Origin of the sequence: Winogradskyella luteola (genome assembly GCF_019203985.1) — a bacterium.
Classification (GTDB): domain Bacteria; phylum Bacteroidota; class Bacteroidia; order Flavobacteriales; family Flavobacteriaceae; genus Winogradskyella; species Winogradskyella luteola.
In genome coordinates this window covers 51,435-71,182 of record NZ_JAGSPD010000001.1, presented here as the reverse complement: position 1 = coordinate 71,182, position 19,748 = coordinate 51,435, and the positions used below count along the sequence as shown (strand labels likewise).

At 34.5% G+C, this 19,748-nt stretch carries 14 protein-coding genes; 8 read left to right on the top strand and 6 right to left on the bottom strand.

Annotated elements, in window-relative coordinates; translation table 11 throughout:
- Positions 1 to 84 precede the first annotated feature (84 nt).
- Positions 85 to 2,064, top strand: coding sequence for a M1 family metallopeptidase (locus tag KCG49_RS00320; RefSeq protein WP_218544189.1), 1,980 nt, complete (start codon positions 85 to 87; stop codon positions 2,062 to 2,064).
- Positions 2,064 to 2,948: a patatin-like phospholipase family protein gene (locus tag KCG49_RS00315; protein WP_218544188.1), complete on the top strand. Its 885-nt coding sequence runs from the start codon at positions 2,064 to 2,066 to the stop codon at positions 2,946 to 2,948. The genes KCG49_RS00320 and KCG49_RS00315 overlap by 1 nt, the downstream gene beginning before the upstream one ends.
- A gap of 102 nt (positions 2,949 to 3,050) precedes the next feature.
- Here KCG49_RS00315 and KCG49_RS00310 read toward each other — a convergent pair whose 3' ends face one another.
- Both KCG49_RS00310 and KCG49_RS00305 read right to left on the bottom strand, forming a co-directional pair.
- Entirely contained in the window at positions 3,051 to 3,569 is a 519-nt protein-coding gene (locus tag KCG49_RS00310; RefSeq protein WP_218544187.1) for a DUF7935 family protein, read from the bottom strand.
- A gap of 4 nt (positions 3,570 to 3,573) precedes the next feature.
- Complete coding sequence (locus KCG49_RS00305; RefSeq protein ID WP_218544186.1) at positions 3,574 to 5,136, bottom strand: FMN-binding glutamate synthase family protein; 1,563 nt, start codon at positions 5,134 to 5,136, stop codon at positions 3,574 to 3,576.
- A gap of 136 nt (positions 5,137 to 5,272) precedes the next feature.
- On the opposite strand from KCG49_RS00305, the gene KCG49_RS00300 reads away from it, so the two are divergent.
- Positions 5,273 to 7,603, top strand: a complete 2,331-nt coding sequence (locus KCG49_RS00300; protein ID WP_218544185.1) for an ATP-dependent helicase — start codon at positions 5,273 to 5,275, stop codon at positions 7,601 to 7,603.
- Here KCG49_RS00300 and KCG49_RS00295 read toward each other — a convergent pair whose 3' ends face one another.
- Complete coding sequence (locus tag KCG49_RS00295) at positions 7,604 to 8,551, bottom strand: early set domain-containing protein (RefSeq protein WP_218544184.1); 948 nt, start codon at positions 8,549 to 8,551, stop codon at positions 7,604 to 7,606.
- Positions 8,548 to 9,522 (bottom strand): pepsin/retropepsin-like aspartic protease family protein, encoded by a 975-nt coding sequence (locus KCG49_RS00290; protein ID WP_218544183.1) that lies wholly within the window; start codon positions 9,520 to 9,522, stop codon positions 8,548 to 8,550. Before KCG49_RS00290 ends, KCG49_RS00295 begins: the two co-directional genes overlap by 4 nt.
- Before the next feature lie 85 nt (positions 9,523 to 9,607).
- On the opposite strand from KCG49_RS00290, the gene KCG49_RS00285 reads away from it, so the two are divergent.
- Complete coding sequence (locus tag KCG49_RS00285) at positions 9,608 to 10,228, top strand: L-threonylcarbamoyladenylate synthase (RefSeq protein WP_218544182.1); 621 nt, start codon at positions 9,608 to 9,610, stop codon at positions 10,226 to 10,228.
- Between the two features lie 66 nt (positions 10,229 to 10,294).
- On the opposite strand, the gene KCG49_RS00280 is transcribed toward KCG49_RS00285, so the two are convergent.
- The gene (locus tag KCG49_RS00280; RefSeq protein WP_218544181.1) at positions 10,295 to 11,509 is read right to left on the bottom strand and encodes a multidrug effflux MFS transporter; all 1,215 of its coding nucleotides are present in this window, start codon (positions 11,507 to 11,509) and stop codon (positions 10,295 to 10,297) included.
- 70 nt (positions 11,510 to 11,579) lie between these two features.
- On the opposite strand from KCG49_RS00280, the gene KCG49_RS00275 reads away from it, so the two are divergent.
- From KCG49_RS00275 to KCG49_RS00260, 4 genes are all read left to right on the top strand, one after another.
- On the top strand, positions 11,580 to 12,026 hold the full coding sequence (locus KCG49_RS00275; protein WP_218544180.1) for a DinB family protein: 447 nt from the start codon (positions 11,580 to 11,582) through the stop codon (positions 12,024 to 12,026).
- Between the two features lie 3 nt (positions 12,027 to 12,029).
- The gene (locus tag KCG49_RS00270) at positions 12,030 to 12,557 is read left to right on the top strand and encodes a GNAT family N-acetyltransferase (RefSeq protein WP_218544179.1); all 528 of its coding nucleotides are present in this window, start codon (positions 12,030 to 12,032) and stop codon (positions 12,555 to 12,557) included.
- A 126-nt stretch (positions 12,558 to 12,683) separates the two neighbouring features.
- Positions 12,684 to 15,590, top strand: a complete 2,907-nt coding sequence (locus tag KCG49_RS00265; protein ID WP_218544178.1) for a PEP/pyruvate-binding domain-containing protein — start codon at positions 12,684 to 12,686, stop codon at positions 15,588 to 15,590.
- Positions 15,587 to 16,903: a serine hydrolase gene (locus KCG49_RS00260; RefSeq protein WP_218544177.1), complete on the top strand. Its 1,317-nt coding sequence runs from the start codon at positions 15,587 to 15,589 to the stop codon at positions 16,901 to 16,903. Before KCG49_RS00265 ends, KCG49_RS00260 begins: the two co-directional genes overlap by 4 nt.
- Before the next feature lie 5 nt (positions 16,904 to 16,908).
- On the opposite strand, the gene KCG49_RS00255 is transcribed toward KCG49_RS00260, so the two are convergent.
- The gene (locus KCG49_RS00255; protein WP_218544176.1) at positions 16,909 to 19,743 is read right to left on the bottom strand and encodes an MFS transporter; all 2,835 of its coding nucleotides are present in this window, start codon (positions 19,741 to 19,743) and stop codon (positions 16,909 to 16,911) included.
- Between the last annotated feature and the right edge of the window lie 5 nt (positions 19,744 to 19,748).

Below are 19,748 nucleotides of genomic sequence, written 5' to 3'. Positions count from 1 at the left end.
ATTTATTGATCTTTTGGAGCCAGCAACTTAACTTGTAATACCATAAATTTGTACTTTGGCGTTATCCTTGTATAGTTTTATAGTATGAAAAAATTACTGTCGGTTTCGGTCTTCTTTTTACTAAGCGTGTCTTTTGCTCAGCAAACGGATTATGTGGATTTTAAGCAACTCAATGCTGATTTGTTTTTTATTCCTGATTCTACGAATGTTAAAGGTGTTCTTAATTTTGAGTTTGATATTATAAAGGATATTGATTCAGTATACATTGATGCTAGACAAATGAAATTTTTTGATCTAACATTGATTAAAAACAACACCGATGCCAAATCCGTGCCAATGGTGCTTAAAAATGACGAGAAACGTCTAATTATATACAGTGACTTCAAAAAAAATGAAACATATCATCTAAGCTTCAAGTACACTGCAACACCCAAAAAAGCACTTTATTTTGTAGAGCGAAATGGAAATTTGCAAATATGGACTCAAGGCCAAGGTAAATATACCAGTAATTGGTTGCCAAGTATAGATGATGTTAACGATAAGATTCAATTTGACCTAAAGATAACCCATAATAAAAAATATGAGGTTATTTCTAACGGACTATTAGAGAAGAAGCATGTTAATGATTCTACGACAACTTGGAATTACAATATGCAAATGCCCATGCCAAGTTACCTTGTCGCTTTGGCTATTGGCGAATACGATAAAAAAATAGAAACTTCAAAAAGCGGAATTCCTTTAGAATATTACTATTATCCGGAAGATTCATTAAAGGTTGAACCAACCTATCGTTACAGCAAACAAATGTTCGATTTTTTAGAAGAAGAAATTGGTTTTGCTTATCCTTGGCAAAACTATAAGCAAGTTCCCGTGCACGATTTTTTGTACGCAGGAATGGAAAATACAAGTTGCACGATTTTTTCGGATGCTTTTGTGGTGGATTCCATTGGCTTTAATGATAAAAACTACATCAATGTCAATGCCCATGAGTTGGCGCATCAATGGTTTGGTAACCTTGTAACGGCAAAATCTGGCAAGCATCATTGGTTGCAAGAAGGGTTTGCAACTTACTATGCATTATTGGCCGAGCGCGATATATTTGACGACAACCATTATTTTTTCAAACTTTATGAGTCTGCTGTAGATTTGGGTCGACAGGATATTGCTGGTAAAGGCACTTCGCTTTTAAATCCAAAATCAAGTAGTCTGACGTTTTATCAACGAGGAGCTTGGGTTATACATGCTTTACGTAATAAAGTTGGTGATGCCATATTTAAACAGGCTGTAAGGAATTATTTAAATAAACATCAATTTGCTAATGTTGAAACTTCAGATTTTATTTCTGAAGTTGAGAGTTTATATGGAAAGTCTCTATATGGCTTTGTAAATCTTTGGATAAAACAAAAAGAGTTTCCTGTTGATGCGGCATTCAACTTACTTAAAAACCATTCGACCTATATCAATGAGTATCTCATGGTAGATTGCCAGACAAAATCGTCTAAATGTACAGAATATCTCAAGTATTATGTGTCTGATGAGGCTAAGGTAAAAGTTATTTCCCAAGCTCCGGATTTGGTCACTAAAGATACATTTAAGCATGGACTAAAAGTAAGACAGGCCATATCGCAGTACGTAACTAAAATTCCTAAAAACCTAAAAGAGGAGTACGAATCATTACTCAATGATAAATCTTACATGACCATTGAAAATGCACTTTATAACCTCTGGTCAAATTTTCCAGAAGAACGTGCTAAATATTTGTCAAAAACCAGAAATGTGGTTGGTCTTAGTGATAAAAACGTACGATTGCTATGGATTGTTCTAAATCTTAGCACACCTTTTTATCAAGCAGATAATAAACAAGGGTTGTTTGAAGAATTGGTTAGTTATACAGACGAGAAATACAATGCCGATTTACGAATTAGCGCGTTTCAATATTTAGACCTCATAAAATCCTGTAATGAAAAATGCATATCAAATATCGAGAATGCTAAGTCTCACCACAATTGGAGATTGGTTAAATTTGCAAAAGAATTTTCAGAAAAACTTCAAAACAAAGAGTAATGCGAGCATTGGTTATATCTGGTGGAGGAAGTAAAGGTGCTTTTGCAGGTGGAGTTGCGCAGTATCTTATAGAGCGCGAAAAGCGAAACTATGATATGTTTTTGGGTACTTCTACAGGAAGTCTTTTAGTACCACATTTAGCCGTTAATGATATTTCTAAGCTCTACGATATTTTTACTAATGTGCAGCAGCAAGACATCTTTAGCGTTAGTCCTTTTGTACAACGAAAAAAAGGGGATAGGGAATATGTGTCTATAGACTTTATGAATTCACTGTGGCAGTTTATTAGAATGAAGCGTACTTTTGGGGAAAGCAAGGCTTTAAAGCGAAACATCAGAGAGAACTTTACACATCAAGAATATCAGAAAATTAAGGAAACAAAACACGATGTGGTTGTTACCGTATCTAACTTATCAATGAACCGAGTAGAGTATAAGTCTATAAACGATTGTACCTACGAAGAGTTTTGCAATTGGGTATGGATCTCGTGCAATTATATTCCCTTTATGTCTTTGGCTAAAGTGGATGGTTACGAATATGCAGATGGAGGTTTGGGTTGCGTAATTCCGATTAGAGAAGCTATTATTCGTGGTGCTACCGAAGTTGATGCTGTGGTTTTAGAGGCTGAAAATATGGGAAAGCAACGTGTGTTGGGTAAAAACCCATTTTCTTTAATGATGAATTTATTCGGGCACTTACTTGACCAAGTTGAGCGAAACGATATAGTTATTGGAAAATTAGCCGCTATGAATAAAAATGTAAAGCTTAACTTGTATTATACGCCAACAAGCTTAACCGAAAACTCTCTAATTTTCAGTAAACGCCTAATGGAAAAATGGTGGCAACAAGGTTATGATTATGCAGAGCAAAAGCACTCTGATTAGTTTATGGTGAATCTCAATTTACCTTAACTTAAATGAAATTGTCTATTGGAAGTTAATCAGACTATTTTTTAGAATTTTGATTATTTACTCGTCTAAATCTAACTACCACAACTCTGCAACTTCTTCTTTTATAAAGGAAAGCGCTGCATTGCTCGGTGCGGGTCTGTCCATAAGTTCGGTTAAAACGACTTCACGTAATTTGTTTGCTGTGTCGGTTTTATCATTCATATTGGCTTTTCTAATAAGTTGAATAGTAGCATTTTTAGCAGCCATGATAATACTCCAACATTGGTCACTGACATAGATTTGTTGTGATAAATTATGTTCAAATTCTTGTTCGATTGTTGCTATAAGTAAATTTTCGTAATCCTCATTATTTGAGGATGTTGGATGAATTCTGGTAAGCAACTTTGAAGGAGCGATGCGCTCTAAGAAAAGCGACATACGCTCATAAGCTTGTAACCTAGTAGGAAAGGCTTCTTTTTGTAAATCTTTTGTGATTAAAAAATTACGACGGTTGTTCTCGTTTTCTACATGTTCTCTAAAAAACAAATATGCAATCGCTCCTGTAATCAAAGCAGGAACTGAATACATTAAAAGATCTAAAAGCTGTTGTTCCATAAATTTAGTTGTTCTTTTTTCCGCCAAGATAAACACAATCTTTTAAATGTTGCATACTTTTAAATGCAATAGGCGTTTTTTCGTATCTAAACGTTTGATCAAAGTTTTTGGCTAAGTTATGGTCATCGACATTCATTTCAATATCATTCATGGTAAATTGACAAGGATGTTCGTAACCAGCGGCGTGGGTAATTTCTATCAATTCTTTTCTAAAGGTTTTAAAATATTGTGCCAAGCGTTCAGATTTCAAGGGCACATCAATACCATTTTGTAACCATTTACTTTGTGTAGCTACGCCGGCAGGACAACGATTGGTATGACAAATTTGTGCTTGGATACAGCCTATGCTCATCATCGATTCGCGCGCCACATTAATACAATCTACTCCCATGGCAAATGCCATAGCGGCTTTAGCCGGAAAACCAAGTTTTCCACTACCAATAAATACAATACGATCAGTCAAATCATGCTTTTGAAACAATTTGTAGACATCACTAAAGCCATAAATCCAAGGTAAGGACACATGGTCGGCAAAACTTGGTGGAGCTGCACCGGTACCACCTTCACCACCATCAATAGCAATAAAGTCAGGGCCTCTGTTTTCCTTTTTCATGATTTCGGCAAGTTCTTTCCATTCATCGAGTTTCCCGATAGCGGCTTTAATGCCTACTGGCAACCCTGTGGCTTTTGCGATGGCTTCTATAAAATCAACCAATTCAGGAACGTTAGAGAAAGCTTTATGATTTGGAGGTGATAAGACGGTTTTACCAACTTCTACACCTCTAATATCTGCTATTTCTTTAGTTATTTTTGCACCAGGTAAAACACCACCTTTACCGGGTTTTGCTCCTTGTGAAAGCTTTACTTCAATAGCCTTTATAAATGGATTATCTTCAACAAGTTTTATCATTTTTTCCATAGAAAATCCGCCATCTTCGGCTCTAACTCCAAAATAACCTGTTCCGAAATGGAAGACGACATCACCACCATTACTGTGGTAAGGAGACAATCCGCCTTCACCAGTATTGTGGTATGCATCAGCAATTTTAACACCTTTGTTTAAGGAATCGATAGCCTTGGCTGATAAAGATCCAAAGCTCATGGCAGATACATTAATGATCGATGCAGGTCTGTATGGTCGCTTACGTTTATTGTATTCTCCCATAACTTTGGCACATGGCGCAAAGGTCTTATCTGTTTTGCTAGGATGGTCATCTTTAACCTTGAAGGGCATCATAGCATTATTTATAAAAATATGCTGATGTGCATAGATGTCTCTATCGGTTCCGAAACCTTCGTAGTTGTTTTCTTTTTTTGCGGAGGCATAAATCCATCCACGTTCAATACGGTTAAAAGGCAGTTCCTCTCTGTTGTTGGCTACGAAATACTGACGCATTTCTGGCCCAATACTTTCCAACAGATAGCGCAAATGGCCAACAACAGGAAAATTATGACTAATAGTATGTCTACGCTGAAAAAAAATATCTCTTATGGCAACGATAGCAATTACCATAATAACCCAAAGCCACCAAGGAATTGAACTTAAAAATTCTGAAATGGTATCCATTTATGATTTAAAATTTGGACTAATATATTGAAATTTAGTAAAAGAAAACTCTTAATATATTGTTTATAATTAATGGTCTTGAAGTATGGAAAAATCTAAGACTATATGTATTTTCACAGTTCGAAAAAATCAAACTTTGGAAAAGTATCTCAGTCAACTTAACGACGCCCAATTAGCACCAACAATTCAGAAAGACGGTCCGATGATAGTCATTGCTGGTGCTGGTTCTGGCAAAACTCGTGTGCTTACGTATCGCATTGCATATTTGATGAGTCAAGGAGTAGATGCGTTTAATATTTTAGCACTAACGTTTACCAATAAGGCTGCTCGCGAAATGAAGGGTAGAATTGCAGATATTGTGGGGGATAGTGAAGCAAAGAATCTTTGGATGGGGACATTCCATTCTGTATTTGCCAAGATTCTAAGATTTGAAGGGCACCATTTAGGCTTTCCGAGCAATTTTACGATTTACGATACTCAAGATTCCCAAAAGCTTTTGGGCTCAATCATTAAGGAAATGGGTTTGGATAAGGATATTTATAAGACCAAGCAGATTTATAGCAGAATCTCATCTTATAAAAATAGCTTAATTACCGTCAAGGCCTATTTTAGTAATCCTGAATTGATGGAAGCAGACGCCATGGCACGTCGTCCTAAAATGGGAGAAATCTATAAGGAGTATGTAGACCGCTGTTTTAAAGCTGGCGCTATGGACTTTGATGACTTATTGCTAAGAACCAATGAATTGTTGACGCGTTTTCCGAATGTTTTAGCTCAATATCAAAACAAATTTCGTTACATACTGGTAGATGAGTATCAAGATACTAACCATTCTCAGTATCTAATCGTTAGAGCTTTGTCGGATCGTTTTCAAAATATTTGTGTTGTTGGTGATGATGCACAGAGTATTTATGCATTTAGAGGGGCGAACATCAATAATATTCTCAATTTTCAAAAAGATTATGACGATGTAAAAGTCTATCGTTTAGAGCAAAATTATAGATCTACAAAAATGATTGTTGGTGCGGCAAATTCAGTTATTGAGCACAATAAAACCAAACTCGATAAAATTGTATGGACGGCCAATGAAGTAGGTGAAAAAGTAATTGTACATCGCTCTATGACAGATGGTGATGAGGGACGTTATGTAGCGAGCACGATTTGGGAAACCAAAATGAACCAGCAATTACCAAATAGCGATTTCGCTGTGCTGTATCGTACTAATGCCCAATCTCGTGCCATTGAAGATGCGTTAAGAAAACGTGATATTCCGTATAGAATTTATGGTGGTTTATCATTCTATCAGCGTAAAGAGATTAAGGATGTTACAGCCTATTTACGTTTAATTTTAAATTCTTCAGATGAAGAGGCTTTAAAACGTGTTATAAACTACCCAGCAAGAGGTATAGGACAAACGACCATAGACCGTTTGGTAGTTGCTGCAAATGCAACTGGTAAGACGATTTATGATGTTATGAAGGATATTGATAACGTAACTATCAATATTAATAATGGAACCAAAAATAAGCTTAGGGATTTTGTAATGCTCATTGAGAGCTATAAAGTAATGAACCAAAATGCCAATGCTTTTGATTTGGCCGAACACGTTACCAAAACAAGTGGACTTATTAGAGAGCTAAATAAAGACGGAACTCCCGAAGGTGTTACCAGAATGGACAACGTGCAGGAATTGCTGAATGGTATAAAGGATTTTGTTGAAGGTCAAATTGAATTAGCTGATGCTGGGGATTCCTTAGCGGAATTTCTAGAAGATATAGCTTTAGCCACAGATTTAGATGGTGATAAAGGCGATCCCAACCATGTGGCTTTAATGACCATTCACTTGGCAAAAGGGTTAGAATTTCCACATGTATTTATTGTTGGTATGGAAGAAGATTTATTTCCTAGTGCCATGAGTATGAATACTAGAAGCGAGCTCGAAGAAGAACGCCGTTTGTTTTATGTGGCATTGACCAGGGCCGAAAAACAAGCCTATTTAACATACACGGTTTCACGTTACCGTTGGGGAAAACTCATTGATGCTGAGCCTAGCCGATTTATTGAAGAAATAGAGGACGAATATATAAATATTACAACTCCACTCAAAGAGCAACGTTTTAACCCAATGTTAGATGCTTCAATATTTGGTGATGTTGAACCGAATAAAATACGATTTGTAAAACCTAAATCTCCAAAGTTTAAAAAGAAAGAAACGAAAAAGAAACCAGAAAATTTCAAAATTAGTACTCCAAAAAAATTAAAGCCTGTCAGTAAGTCTAATGATACTTCAAACTTATTTGATAGTAAGCTTACGGTAGGTAATGTAGTAAACCACCAACGCTTTGGTAGGGGAGAAGTGATGAATATTGAAGGTAAAGGTGGAGATTTAAAAGCAGAAATTAAATTTGAAAATGGTGATACCAAAAAGCTATTATTGCGCTTTGCAAAGCTCGAAGTGATAAGTTAATCACTTTACCATACAAACAGAATTTATATGGCCTTTGCCATCATACTCTTTTACTGTATTATAAGGATCAGTTATCCATTCACCATCAACAATAAATTTGTAATGGTATTTCCCACCAGATAATCTTATGCTATAGGTCCAGCAATCGTTTATCTTTTCCATTTTATAATTGTCTTCGGACCAATCATTAAAATCACCACTTAATATAACGGTTTCGGCATCTTGAAAATCGCATAATATGAATTCAATATTTTTTTGAACATCAATAACTGAATTAAAACCGCCAAATTCATTTTCAATTTTTGATGGATTATGAGGGTCTTCTATCCAATGATGATTATCAATAATAAATTTATATTGGTATATATCTGGTCTTAATTGTAGGGTTACTTCCCAACCGTCTTCAGTTGGCTTCATTACAAACCCAGATTCATCCCAACGGTTAAACGTACCAGATAATATGACACTTTCGGCATCTTTGTAGCCTTTAAGTTTAAAGCTTACGTTTCCATAATCTGTTGCAAAGGCACTATATAATTTTAGGTTATAAACCATCAGTCTATGACCTTTGTAATCTCTGGCATCTACAATGTTTTCAAAATCGCTGGAAGGCTCGGCCCAGTGTTCACTATTAACTATGAATTTGAATTCCCAATCAAAATCTGAAGTAAATAGGGACAAGTTTTTTCTCAGCTTGTATAAGGAATCATTGACTTTGTTCATCTTCCATTGATCCTTTGCCCAATTATTAAATTCGCCTGAAACATAGACATTATCTACAGTGTCACCATTATTTTTAATGTTTGGGTAATCATTGATATTGAATATAAAAATGACATCTTCTCCTTCTATCGTATAACCTTTAATAGTGTTGTCTTGTGCATAACTATTAAACGAAAAGAGTAGTAGAAAAATAAAAAAGTGAAAATATTTTAATTTTATTTTCAAGGTTTAATGATAGGACTCTTAATAAAGTAGAGCTTCTTCTTTTTATAATTAATAATGGTTCTTTTTTGAGCGAAGAATTCAAAACCTAAAATACCATCGAGATTTGTGCCAAAAGCATTGTTCATTTTTCTTAAATTGGTGAGCACAGTTTTCATTGGTCCAAAGTAAATTGAATCGTTCAACTTAACTCTATACAATTTCCCTGCCAAAACTTTTTTCCTTTTACCGCTTGCACCTGTAAGTTTTAATTCTTTGCTAGGGTAAAAGTAGTCTAAAATTTCTGAATCTACTTTTTTGTTGAGTTGATTGTACTCTGCAGCAGTATCTAAACCAAACTTAACTTTTTTATTGCCAACAAATGCCTCTAAAATTATAGTGTGCTTTTTAAGCTCAAAATCAATGCTGTCATTAATGGTTTCTGCATAAACCTTATCAGATAGTTTGTTACCGTTTTTATCAATTCTGGTTAAGGTCAATTGGTTAAGGTGCATGTCTATAAAGACTTCAAAATCTTTTAAAATACTATAACCAATAATGCCTAGCAACCTAATTTTCTTTGCTTTTTCAATGTGCGAAAGATCGATTACATCGGCATTGAGTTTTTTTAAGCTGAGCCTATTAAAACTTAAAGAATCTAAATATTTTTCTTTGATACTTTCTATCTCCCTATGTACGCCACTTTTATTTTTGCCATCATCTCTATATTTTCGTGTGGGTTTAAAATGATTGCCATTTAGGATAAGAGACTCCGATCCCGTATCAATAATAAAATTACCTTCTTGATTTAGTAATTCTACTTCAACAATTATGAGTTGATCGACAACCTTAAAAGGAATACGCGTAGTAGAAGCGTTCACTATTTCGGCCTTGGTAAAAATAATTGGTGGTTTAGCTTCAGGCGGTGAGACTTCTGTAGCGAAAAGTCTCGCTGAAATAAACAGGGTAATGATGATTTTGATTGATTGATGCATACTATATAGACTGTAAGTTAATGCTAAATGTTACAGTATTGATGAAAATTATATTTTTTTTAGTATTTATGCGTATATTTAATTGATGGCTGAATTTATTAAAATATATCCCGAAAATCCTAATCCCAAAGAGATTCAAAAAGTTGTAAAAGTTTTGAAAAACGGCGGATTGGTGATATATCCTACTGATACGGTTTACGGTTTAGGGTGCGATATTACTAATATCAGAGCTTTAGAGCGTGTAGCGAGAATTAAAGGTGTAAAGCTCGAAAAATCTAATTTTTCTTTCGTTTGCGAGGATTTGAGTAATCTTAGTGATTATGCAAAACAAATTGACACAACGACTTTTAAAATCTTAAAACGTGCATTACCTGGTGCATATACGTTTATTTTACCCGGTTCTAAAAATCTCCCTAATCCGTTTAAAAAACGAAAAACTGTAGGTATTAGAGTGCCGGATAGTTCTATTGCTTTGGCTTTGGTCAACGCACTTGGCAATCCAATTGTGTCCACATCTATTAGAGATGAAGATGAGGTTATTGAGTATACTACAGATCCAGAACTCATCTTAGAAAAATGGAATAATTTAGTCGATGTTGTAATTGATGGAGGTTATGGAGGTAATGAAGCATCTACCATTATAGATTTATCTGTTAAACCACCAGAGATTATAAGGGAAGGTAAAGGTAGTTTGGAAATATTTTGACGATTGTCCCTTTTGAGTTTAAGTACTAAGCTTGGCAAAATAATACTTTAAGGATGTGACACTTATTTAAGTGAGATTTCCGATAGTTTTTCTAACTCTATTGCTATTTGCATAAAATAATACCAGAGAAATCAGTCCACAGACCAAAAAGCCGATAAACAGCGGAGTTACAGAATTGGTAACAAAACCTCCAATATAATTAGCAATTGGTACCGCCATTACAGTAGAAATAAATCCATTTAATGCAGATCCGATACCTGCAATATGTCCCATCGGTTCCATAGCCAGGGCTCTCAGGTTACCAAATAAGAATCCTATAGTGAAAAATTGAATAGCGAAAAAAGCAATTAAGACTTCTATGCTAGGGTTATTGCCAGAGTTAAACAAGACAATAAAAACCAATGAAGTCAATACAAAGCTTAGCATGGCCAAATGTACAATACATTTCATGCCAAATCTTACAACAAGTTGGCTGTTCATAAAGGTTGCTAAGCCTACCGAAATAGCTAAACTGGCAAATATTAAAGGAAACTCTTCTGCCAAATCGTATTGGTTTTCAAAAATTTGCTGAGATGTGCTCAAATACACCATAAACGAGCCTGTAATAAACCCTGAAAGCAATGTGTAAATTACGGCAGGTCTGATTCTCAAAAATTGAATAGTTCCTGTTTTAAAAATAGATAATCGGTACGGAATTCTATATTTATCTTTTAAGGTCTCTGGTTGTCTCAGCCAAAACCAAAGCATAACTAAAACACCAAAAGCAAGTGTGAAGGTAAATATAAATTTCCAACCGTAATGGTTCATAAGAAATTGTCCCAAGGTAGGTGCAACGACAGGTACTAAAATAAAGACCATCACTACAATAGATAAAATTTTAGCCATATAATCGCCATCATAAGAATCTCTAACCATAGCAATACACATGGTTCTCGGCGACGCTAAACCTATACCTTGTAACACACGACCAAAAAGCATCATTTCAAAACTCTTGGTCGTTATACAGATAATGGATGCAATTATAAATAGTATAAACCCAAAATAAACAATAGGTTTGCGACCAAAACTATCGGATAACGGACCAAAAATAAGTTGGCCTACACCAAGCCCTAAAAATATTGATGTAATCAATTTAGGGTTGTCCAATGGATTAGAAACACTCAAATAGTCACCAATCATTGGTAAAGCAGGCAATACAGCATCAATCGATAATGCTACAATAGACATTAGAGCAGCCATTAAGACGACGAATTCAAATTGAGACCGCTTTTGATTTTGCATAGCGTAAAAGTAAGTCAATTATTGCCTATTTTTGGATAGATATTACATTAATATTCAACAACAATTCAATATGCTAACAGAGACTTTAAGAAAGCTGTTTAAAAGAGATTTATATAAGCTGAAGGAGGAAATCAGTTTGTATAATGATGAAGCTAATCTGTGGAAGCTTGATGGATTGGTGTCTAATTCTGCTGGCAACCTATGCTTACATTTGGTAGGCAACCTAAATCATTTTATAGGGGCGATTCTAGGCAATACAGCATATATAAGGCAACGGGATTTAGAATTTTCTCTTAAAGATGTCCCTAGGAGAGAATTGATAAAACATGTTGATGATACTATTGCAGTTGTAGAAGACGTATTGAGCCAATTGACCGAAGCCGATTTACAACAGAACTATAAGATTAGTGTTTTTAAGGAACCTATGACTACCGAGTATTTTCTAGTGCATTTAACGACGCATTTAGCCTATCATTTAGGACAAATTAATTACCACAGACGCTTATTAGATAGATAGCCTATGACTTTTAGCAATTTTAAAATCGAACTATTAAGCGAAAGTGGAGGAGAAGCGTTCTATAACTTAATTAATAAAAATAGAGCAAGACTTGAGGATTTCTTTGCAGGAACAGTATCAAAAACAAGAACTCTAGAAGATACTCTTAACTATTGTGATGATATACAAGAACGAATCAAAACCCTTAGCTATTTGCCTTACATGATTATAGATATTGATACCAATGAATTTGTTGGGCTGGTGGATGTAAAAAATATAGATATGAATGTGCCTAAGGCAGAATTAGGGTCGTTTATAGACAGCAGATACGAAAGAATGGGCATTATCTCTAAAGCCACAAGCTTGGTGGTGGACCATATAGTTAAAGAATATGAGTTCATAAAGCTTTTATGTAGGGCTAATTCTAGAAACAAAGGCAGTATTGCTGTTATCCTTAAAAATGGTTTTGAATTGGAAGGGACAATCCGAAGAGATTATAAAACTACCAAAGGCGAAATCGTAGATTTAAACTACTATGGGAAATTATTTTGAATAGTATGTATCGTCATACTTTAGATGTTAATGGATACAATGCATATAAATGTTAACGCAATACATCCCTTCTGTTTATGCAGTACCTAAAAACGTTACATTTGTATTATATTTTAATTATTTAGAATGAAAGCCCTAACCGTTGTTTTAGCAAGTGTATTTGCCATTCAAAGTATAGCTGCACAAAAATCCCTTTCCAGTACCCAGATTAAAGATTTAATAACGTCTTATAAAAATGATATAAGAGGACCATATTACCGCATTAAGTGGTTTTGTGAAGACGGTACTGTAAGAGATCCAAAAGATCCTTGTCCAGACGGGATTGACGGTATTCAACATGCTACATTTAAGGAGAGTGCTTTAAGTCTCAGAAAGACCAATGGTTTGTATTTTGGTGAGATTTTAGCTTCGAATGATAAATATGAATTTCTTGATGAAAAGAAAAATTTCGACCGTTTAAAACAATACCAGATCAACAAATATCTTGCAAGCGTAGACGATGGTTGGGTGCTAAGAAGGGGTCAGTTTTATAGAGGCGCCATTCAATCTGAAGATGAAGAAGTTTGGGGAAGGGAATTTTTTGAAACCATTCTCAAAGACAAACACTTTGTTGAGAACAATTATTACCTCATTAAGCAGGCTTTAAAAGATATTCCGCACAATGGTGATAGCAACATAGCACAATTGATGCGTAGTCAATCCAAGACAATTTCAGAGGATTACAGTCCCTTTATGGATTTAAGGATAAAGATTCATGGACAACCAGAAGCGTCAGATGTTGCAAAAGTCGAAGCATTTTTTGAGAAGCATAGGTCAAAAATCAGTAATGCGCTTAAAGATGATTTTTTGGATTTAATCGGTACCATGAAAACCAATTATGCATCTTTAGATTTGTCAAAGTTTAAAGCTGAAATTGATAAGCTGCCAAAGTCTAACGACGTTACATCACATTTACTGGATTTTGTAAAAACGAATACAGATTCAGAAGTTGAGGTTATAATTCCAAATATTACTGAAGCACTTAATGCTATAAGGGAAGGTGTTTTATCATTCTCTTCTGCTAGGGATAGATTAACGGTCTTGGATATTTCAAACGATTTGGAACATTATCTGCTAACAAAGACTCAAGAATGGAAACCTGCAAATTTAGATCAGGGCTTACATAAAATATTGACATTGGTTTGTGCTGCTAAAGGCACAGGGTTAATTGAAGAATGGGAGTACAATGCTATTGAAATTACCTTAAATGATATTTACTCCTCAGAAGATTTAACAGTGGAGAAATTATCTGATTTTCTAAATATAGCAAGAAGTGTAGTTGAGTGGAGTGCTGCAATGGCTAAAGCCAATTATATAGATGTCGTAGAAAATTATACAGTGTTTGAGCCTCTGGCTTATGGTTTTATAGACGATAAAGTAAGAAGTAGTGTTGCACTTAGTTTAGGGGAATCGGTGAGTAAATTAGGTGATTTTTTTGCCTCAATTACTAATTTAAATAATGATGTTTTAGGGATAAGTAATTCTAGTAGCTTTAGAGGTCTAAACCCTGGTTACGCATTTGGGAAATTGGTCGTTGTTGATGGTAATCCTGATGAAATTGAAGTAGATTCTAAAAAGATTTATATTTTTGAAAGACCACCACACGATTTAAAACCTGTAGCGGGTATTATGACGGTCTCTGAAGGTAATTTGGTATCCCATGTTCAATTATTAGCTAGAAACTTGGGTATACCAAATGCTGCACTGTCTTATGATAATCTCAAAGCGTTAATGAAGCACAATGGTAAAGAAGTATTTTATGCTGTCTCAAATAGAGGAAACTTAATTCTCAAAACTGCCGATAAAATGTCTGAAGCAGAAAAGGAGCTTTTTGCAAAAAAGGAACGAAGCAAAGCTATTGTAGAGGTTCCAACGGATCAGATACAACTTAATGAAACCAGCGTAGTAAATATGCGGAATGTTGATGCTAATGATTCAGGAAAGTTTTGTGGCCCTAAAGCTGCTAACTTAGGAGAATTAAAAAAAGCATTTCCCAATAACGTAGTAGAGGGATTGGTAATTCCATTCGGAATTTTTAGAGCACACATGGACCAGCCCATGCCAGAAGAATCTAAATCGTATTGGGAGTATCTCAATGATACATTTAAAACTGCAAAAAGCAAGAAGCAGCAAGGCATTATTGATTCTGAGGTAGAAGCTTTTCAGTTGGCTGCTTTAGAAAAGTTGCACAAAGCTATAACCAATATACCTTTGAAAGCAGAATTTACTAGCGATTTAGAATTACAATTCACATCTATTTTTGGCAAATCAATCGGCAATGTGCCAGTGTTTTTAAGAAGTGACACCAATATGGAAGATCTTAAGGAATTCACTGGGGCAGGTCTTAATTTAACTTTATTTAATATTCTTGATAAAAATGAAATTCTCAACGGAATTAAACGCGTTTGGGCTTCAGCTTACACAGAGCGTAGTTTTAAATGGAGACAGAAATATTTATCAAATCCTGAGAACGTTTTTCCTTCCATATTAATTATACCTAGTGTAGATGTGGATTATTCGGGCGTTATGATAACAAAGGGAATCAATTCTGGTAATGATAATGATCTTACGGTAGCATTTAGTAGAGGTGCAGGTGGAGCTGTGGATGGACAGTTGGCAGAAACCCGATTGATTACTCAAAGTAGTAACTCTGTATTAGCACCAGCACGTCAGCCAGATTATATAAGGCTACCGCAAAATGGAGGTACAAAACGCTATTATACAGGTTTCAAATCCCCAATCCTTAATTCTAAGAACATCGAGGATATTAGATCGATTGCGAAGCGTATAAGATCGGAAAGGAAACCAGAGTCAGAGTCTATATCACAAGCGTATGACGTTGAATTTGGGTTTAAGAATAACAAATTATGGCTATTTCAAATTCGACCTTTTGTTGAAAATAAGACTGCAAAAAGCTCTGCTTATCTAGCATCAATTTCCCCTAAAGTAGATAGTGGAAAGATTATAAATCGTAAATCAAAATTAGACTTATGAAAACCTTTTTTAAAGTAACCTTAGTTATTGCAATTATCATGTCTTTTGGATTTACAATCTATCCCATAGATGGTTACGAGCGTACTGGGATAAAACGTTTGTATCAAATTCAAAAAATGATAGAGGATAGTATTCCGTACAATAGAATACCAATTGGCGCTTATAAAAAACTAGATGAAATAAAACTGAATTTAACATCGGTTAAAGATAGCCTCGATATTATTTTGTTGGAGAACAAAGACTTTGCAAAGCGCATTAATAGTCTGTTTCCTAGCGGGTCGTATTCTGCCGCAGTGTTGGACATGTCCAATCCAAATAATTTACAGTATGCAGAATACAGAGAAAATGTCGGTTATCAGCCTGGCAGTGTTGGTAAAATAGCGGTAATGAATGCTGTATTTTATCAACTGGCAAAGATTTGCCCAGATTCTTGGGAGGATCGTGTAATGTACCTCAAAGATATTAAAGTGTCATCTAGGTATTGGGGTACGGGGGACCATCACACCATACCAATTTACGATATTGAAAAAGACAAATTGATTAAGAGACAAGTTATTGCTAGCGATGAGTTTTCACTATACGAATGGTTAGACCATATGGTGTCTGTGAGCAATAATGGTGCTGCAAGTGTTATGTATAGAGAAGCAATGTTAATGGCTGCTTTTGGTGCGGATTACGTGAATCTTACTGAAACTCAGGCGGAGGAGTATTTTAAGGAAACACCTAGAGACTCTCTAACCAACTTAGCAAATACCGTTGTTAACGAACCATTACGAGAATTAGGAATTACAGAAGAAGAATGGAGGTTAGGAGGAATGTTCACTAGAGAACCTTCAAAATATGTAGGTAGAAAGGGCGGAAGTATAGGCACACCAAAAGGACTGATGAAGTATTTGGTAAGTTTAGAACAAGGAAAAGTCATTGATGAAGAATCGAGTTTAGAGATGAAACGTCTCTTGTATATTACTGATAGACGAATCAGGTATGCTAAATCACCAAGATTAGACAGTGCCGCAGTGTATTTTAAATCTGGAAGTTATTATAAATGCGACAGAAAAAAAGACCCCAACTGTAAATCGTATGCTGGTAACGTATTCAATTATATGAATTCTGTAATTATCGTAGAGCACGATAATGGTGTGAAATATATTGTTTGTTTAATGACAAATGTTTTAAACAAAAATTCTGCTGGTGCGCACATGTATTTAGCTAGCAAAATAGATGATTTAATTACATTAGATAATTCTAAACCAGAGGTTAAAGAAGTACCTTACATAAGTGATGGTGACACTGACAATGGTAACGATGGTTAACCAAGTTACTGTTTATTTGTCAAGGCAAAAAGAGTATTAAAAGCAAATTGTTTTACCTCTTTATTTTTATGCAAGGTCTGTTGGTTCACCAAAGAAATATAGCTTGTATCATTCAGTACACGTATTAAATGAAGTATCTCTAGTTTCATACGCTTACCTCTTTTTCTTAGTAACATATTGATTAGATTATACTCATCTAGTAACTCAATTTCTAGTTGATTTTTAGACGATGAACCACCTTCATTGATATTATAGTATTCTATTAATGGTAAGATTTGAGTTTTTATCTGACTCTGTAAAAGATTATCTAAAAATTCTAAAGCATTAATTTGAGCCTCCTTAACATCACTCATCAATCCAGAATAACTGACCTTAATATCAGCCTCGTCGTACAGCAAACTCAATAAGTTAAAAATAGATTTAAGACTTGTAATTAATTGCTCATCTAAAACTTCAACAATACTTTTTCTAGCAATGCTGATCTCATTTCTGTCATCATCAGAGTTGGTGTCAATGCTATTCAAAGCGATTATGTGTCGCATTGATGCTAACGCATCCAAGGTTTCCTTACCGTATCTACATTCTTTTATAATCTCTTTTTTTAGTCGACGCTTATTGAAATTTAGAGATTCATTTTTAGATTTTAATTTTATTAAAGCTCTCGTGGCTTCAAGCCTAATGTTTACATCCCTACTTTTAAGAAAGCGCATTAGAATTTTTACTGAAGATTGATTATTAAAAGATTTTATAAGCATCGGTAAATGACGCTTGGCCGAATTGCTTAGCTTGTCGTTCTGTTCAAATTTTAAAATTGTTTTGGAAATACCACTACTATAATTTTTTAATGCTTTAACAGCAGCTTTCCTATATTCTTTTTCAGATAAAAATTCAATTAAAATGATAATATATTGACTGTGAGTGGTGATTCCTGCTGCTTTTATGGCATACTTTACTATATAGGGATTATTGTTCTTTAGATTAATATTAATATACGGAAAAAACTTTTCAGAATTAGAATATGCAATTGTTAAAAGCAACTTTGCTATGCCCCCTTGTTTGGTTTTATCATTATCAATGAATAGTTCATTGATTTGTTTTTCAATTCTTTTATGTAGATTGAAATGATTACCAAGATCGTTATTGTCACCTACTTCTTCTGCCAAGCACAAAAGTGCAGCACTTGATATATATGGGTCACTATCATCTAAATATTCAGTAAAAAAATCAACATGAGAAAAGTTGGAATGTTCTAAAACATAAGATAATGCTGCATGTACGAGTTGATGATCGTTAGAGTGTATAAATGATTTTATCTTTTCTATGGCTACACCTTTGTCGAAATTATAAAGTTGGTTGATGACTTTAGTCTTTACTTTATTTGAAGGATGATCGAGAAGTGCTTTTAACTCTGGTAATAAAGCTTTTAATTTGTAAACACTCAATCTATCTAAAATGGACAAAATCTCTGTTTCTTCGTTTGAGTTTAAGATGTTGCGCGATAGATTTAGAGTGGTTTCTTTTCTGTAAGGCTTATTTTTTAAACTATTGGTTACTAAATTTCTTTGAATATTTTGTCGAAAAGAATTAAAATATGCTTCCCGTAATTTATAGATTAGGATAATCCACACAAATGCTAGTAAAAGTACTATGACGGTAATGTAAGCTGTTGGTAAATTAAAACGTTTAATAAGTAAGATAAGCATAAGACCTGCTAAACCAGTAGCTATACTATCTACAGCAACATCAATAAATGATTTAGCCTGATTTTTTATATCAAATGGAATTGGCATTATTGATAACTCTACTGCTGCTTTATTTAATGATTGCTTAAAGCTTCCGTCTACACCCTTTATGATTACCAATACCCATAATTCTGGGAATGTTAAAAATAAAAGACTTCCAAGGGCTAGACCTAACGGAAGCACCAATAATGTACTAGAAACACCGAGCTTACTTAGAACTTTGTTGGTAATAAACAATTGTAGAATAAGTGCTATTACATTAAATGAAGAAAACCAAAAACCAAAAAACGATGCTAACTCATCAGGGTCAGGAATAGCTTTGTTGGCAAAATCACTAAACTGAAAGTCTACAAGTTTTGCTACAATAACACCGAACCCTGTAATCAGTGCTAAATAAGTGAGGTGTTTAGATTTTCGTATAATTTTTAATGCTGGTTCGTGGGCATCACTATCATAATTTTTCCGTTGTGCTCTTACGTAAATGTTTAGTTTCTTTATTTTTATGCTCCATATTTTTCTTAATATAGGAATACAAACCAATAAAAAAACTGCTGCTACTATAACCGCTGTTGCGTTACCAAAACTTGATACAATTATACTTGTTAGGTAGCCACCGAAAATTCCACCTATAATAGCACCAGCACCTATAAAACCGAATAATCGTTTAGCTTCACGCGTATTGAAAACCAAATTTGCCAATACCCAAAATTGTGAGGTTGTGATAACTGCAAATAGCGAAACACCTATGTAGTATATGTAAAGCAATACGTTATTTAGGTTAAAATAAGTAATAATCACACCTAAGGTAATAAAGCAAAGACTAAAAATAAGAAGCGATAAACTCGTAACTCTGAGTAGTGAAAAACGCTTTACCCAACGATTATAATAGTAAGTTGTAACTACCGCTACTAGGGCGACAAACAAATAGCCAAAAGGTAATTGTTCTGCTCCTAGTTCTGATAAGAACAATGCGTTTACTATTGGCTTAATAATAAGTAACACTGTAATAATCAAAAAAATATAAATCTGCATTAAAAAAGAGATGTATATTTCACCATCTCTTATTCCAAATGTCTTATGTAAAAATATTTTAATCACTAATA

Bases quoted from the DNA above. Each gene is read 5' to 3' on its own strand.
- KCG49_RS00270 (WP_218544179.1), top strand. From the start codon at position 12,030: ATGACTTTTAGCAATTTTAAAATCGAACTATTAAGCGAAAGTGGAGGA.
- KCG49_RS00260 (WP_218544177.1), top strand. From the start codon at position 15,587: ATGAAAACCTTTTTTAAAGTAACCTTAGTTATTGCAATTATCATGTCT.
- KCG49_RS00290 (WP_218544183.1), bottom strand. From the start codon at position 9,522: ATGCATCAATCAATCAAAATCATCATTACCCTGTTTATTTCAGCGAGA.
- KCG49_RS00275 (WP_218544180.1), top strand. From the start codon at position 11,580: ATGCTAACAGAGACTTTAAGAAAGCTGTTTAAAAGAGATTTATATAAG.
- KCG49_RS00285 (WP_218544182.1), top strand. From the start codon at position 9,608: ATGGCTGAATTTATTAAAATATATCCCGAAAATCCTAATCCCAAAGAG.
- KCG49_RS00280 (WP_218544181.1), bottom strand. From the start codon at position 11,509: ATGCAAAATCAAAAGCGGTCTCAATTTGAATTCGTCGTCTTAATGGCT.
- KCG49_RS00315 (WP_218544188.1), top strand. From the start codon at position 2,064: ATGCGAGCATTGGTTATATCTGGTGGAGGAAGTAAAGGTGCTTTTGCA.
- KCG49_RS00320 (WP_218544189.1), top strand. From the start codon at position 85: ATGAAAAAATTACTGTCGGTTTCGGTCTTCTTTTTACTAAGCGTGTCT.
- KCG49_RS00265 (WP_218544178.1), top strand. From the start codon at position 12,684: ATGAAAGCCCTAACCGTTGTTTTAGCAAGTGTATTTGCCATTCAAAGT.
- KCG49_RS00310 (WP_218544187.1), bottom strand. From the start codon at position 3,569: ATGGAACAACAGCTTTTAGATCTTTTAATGTATTCAGTTCCTGCTTTG.
- KCG49_RS00305 (WP_218544186.1), bottom strand. From the start codon at position 5,136: ATGGATACCATTTCAGAATTTTTAAGTTCAATTCCTTGGTGGCTTTGG.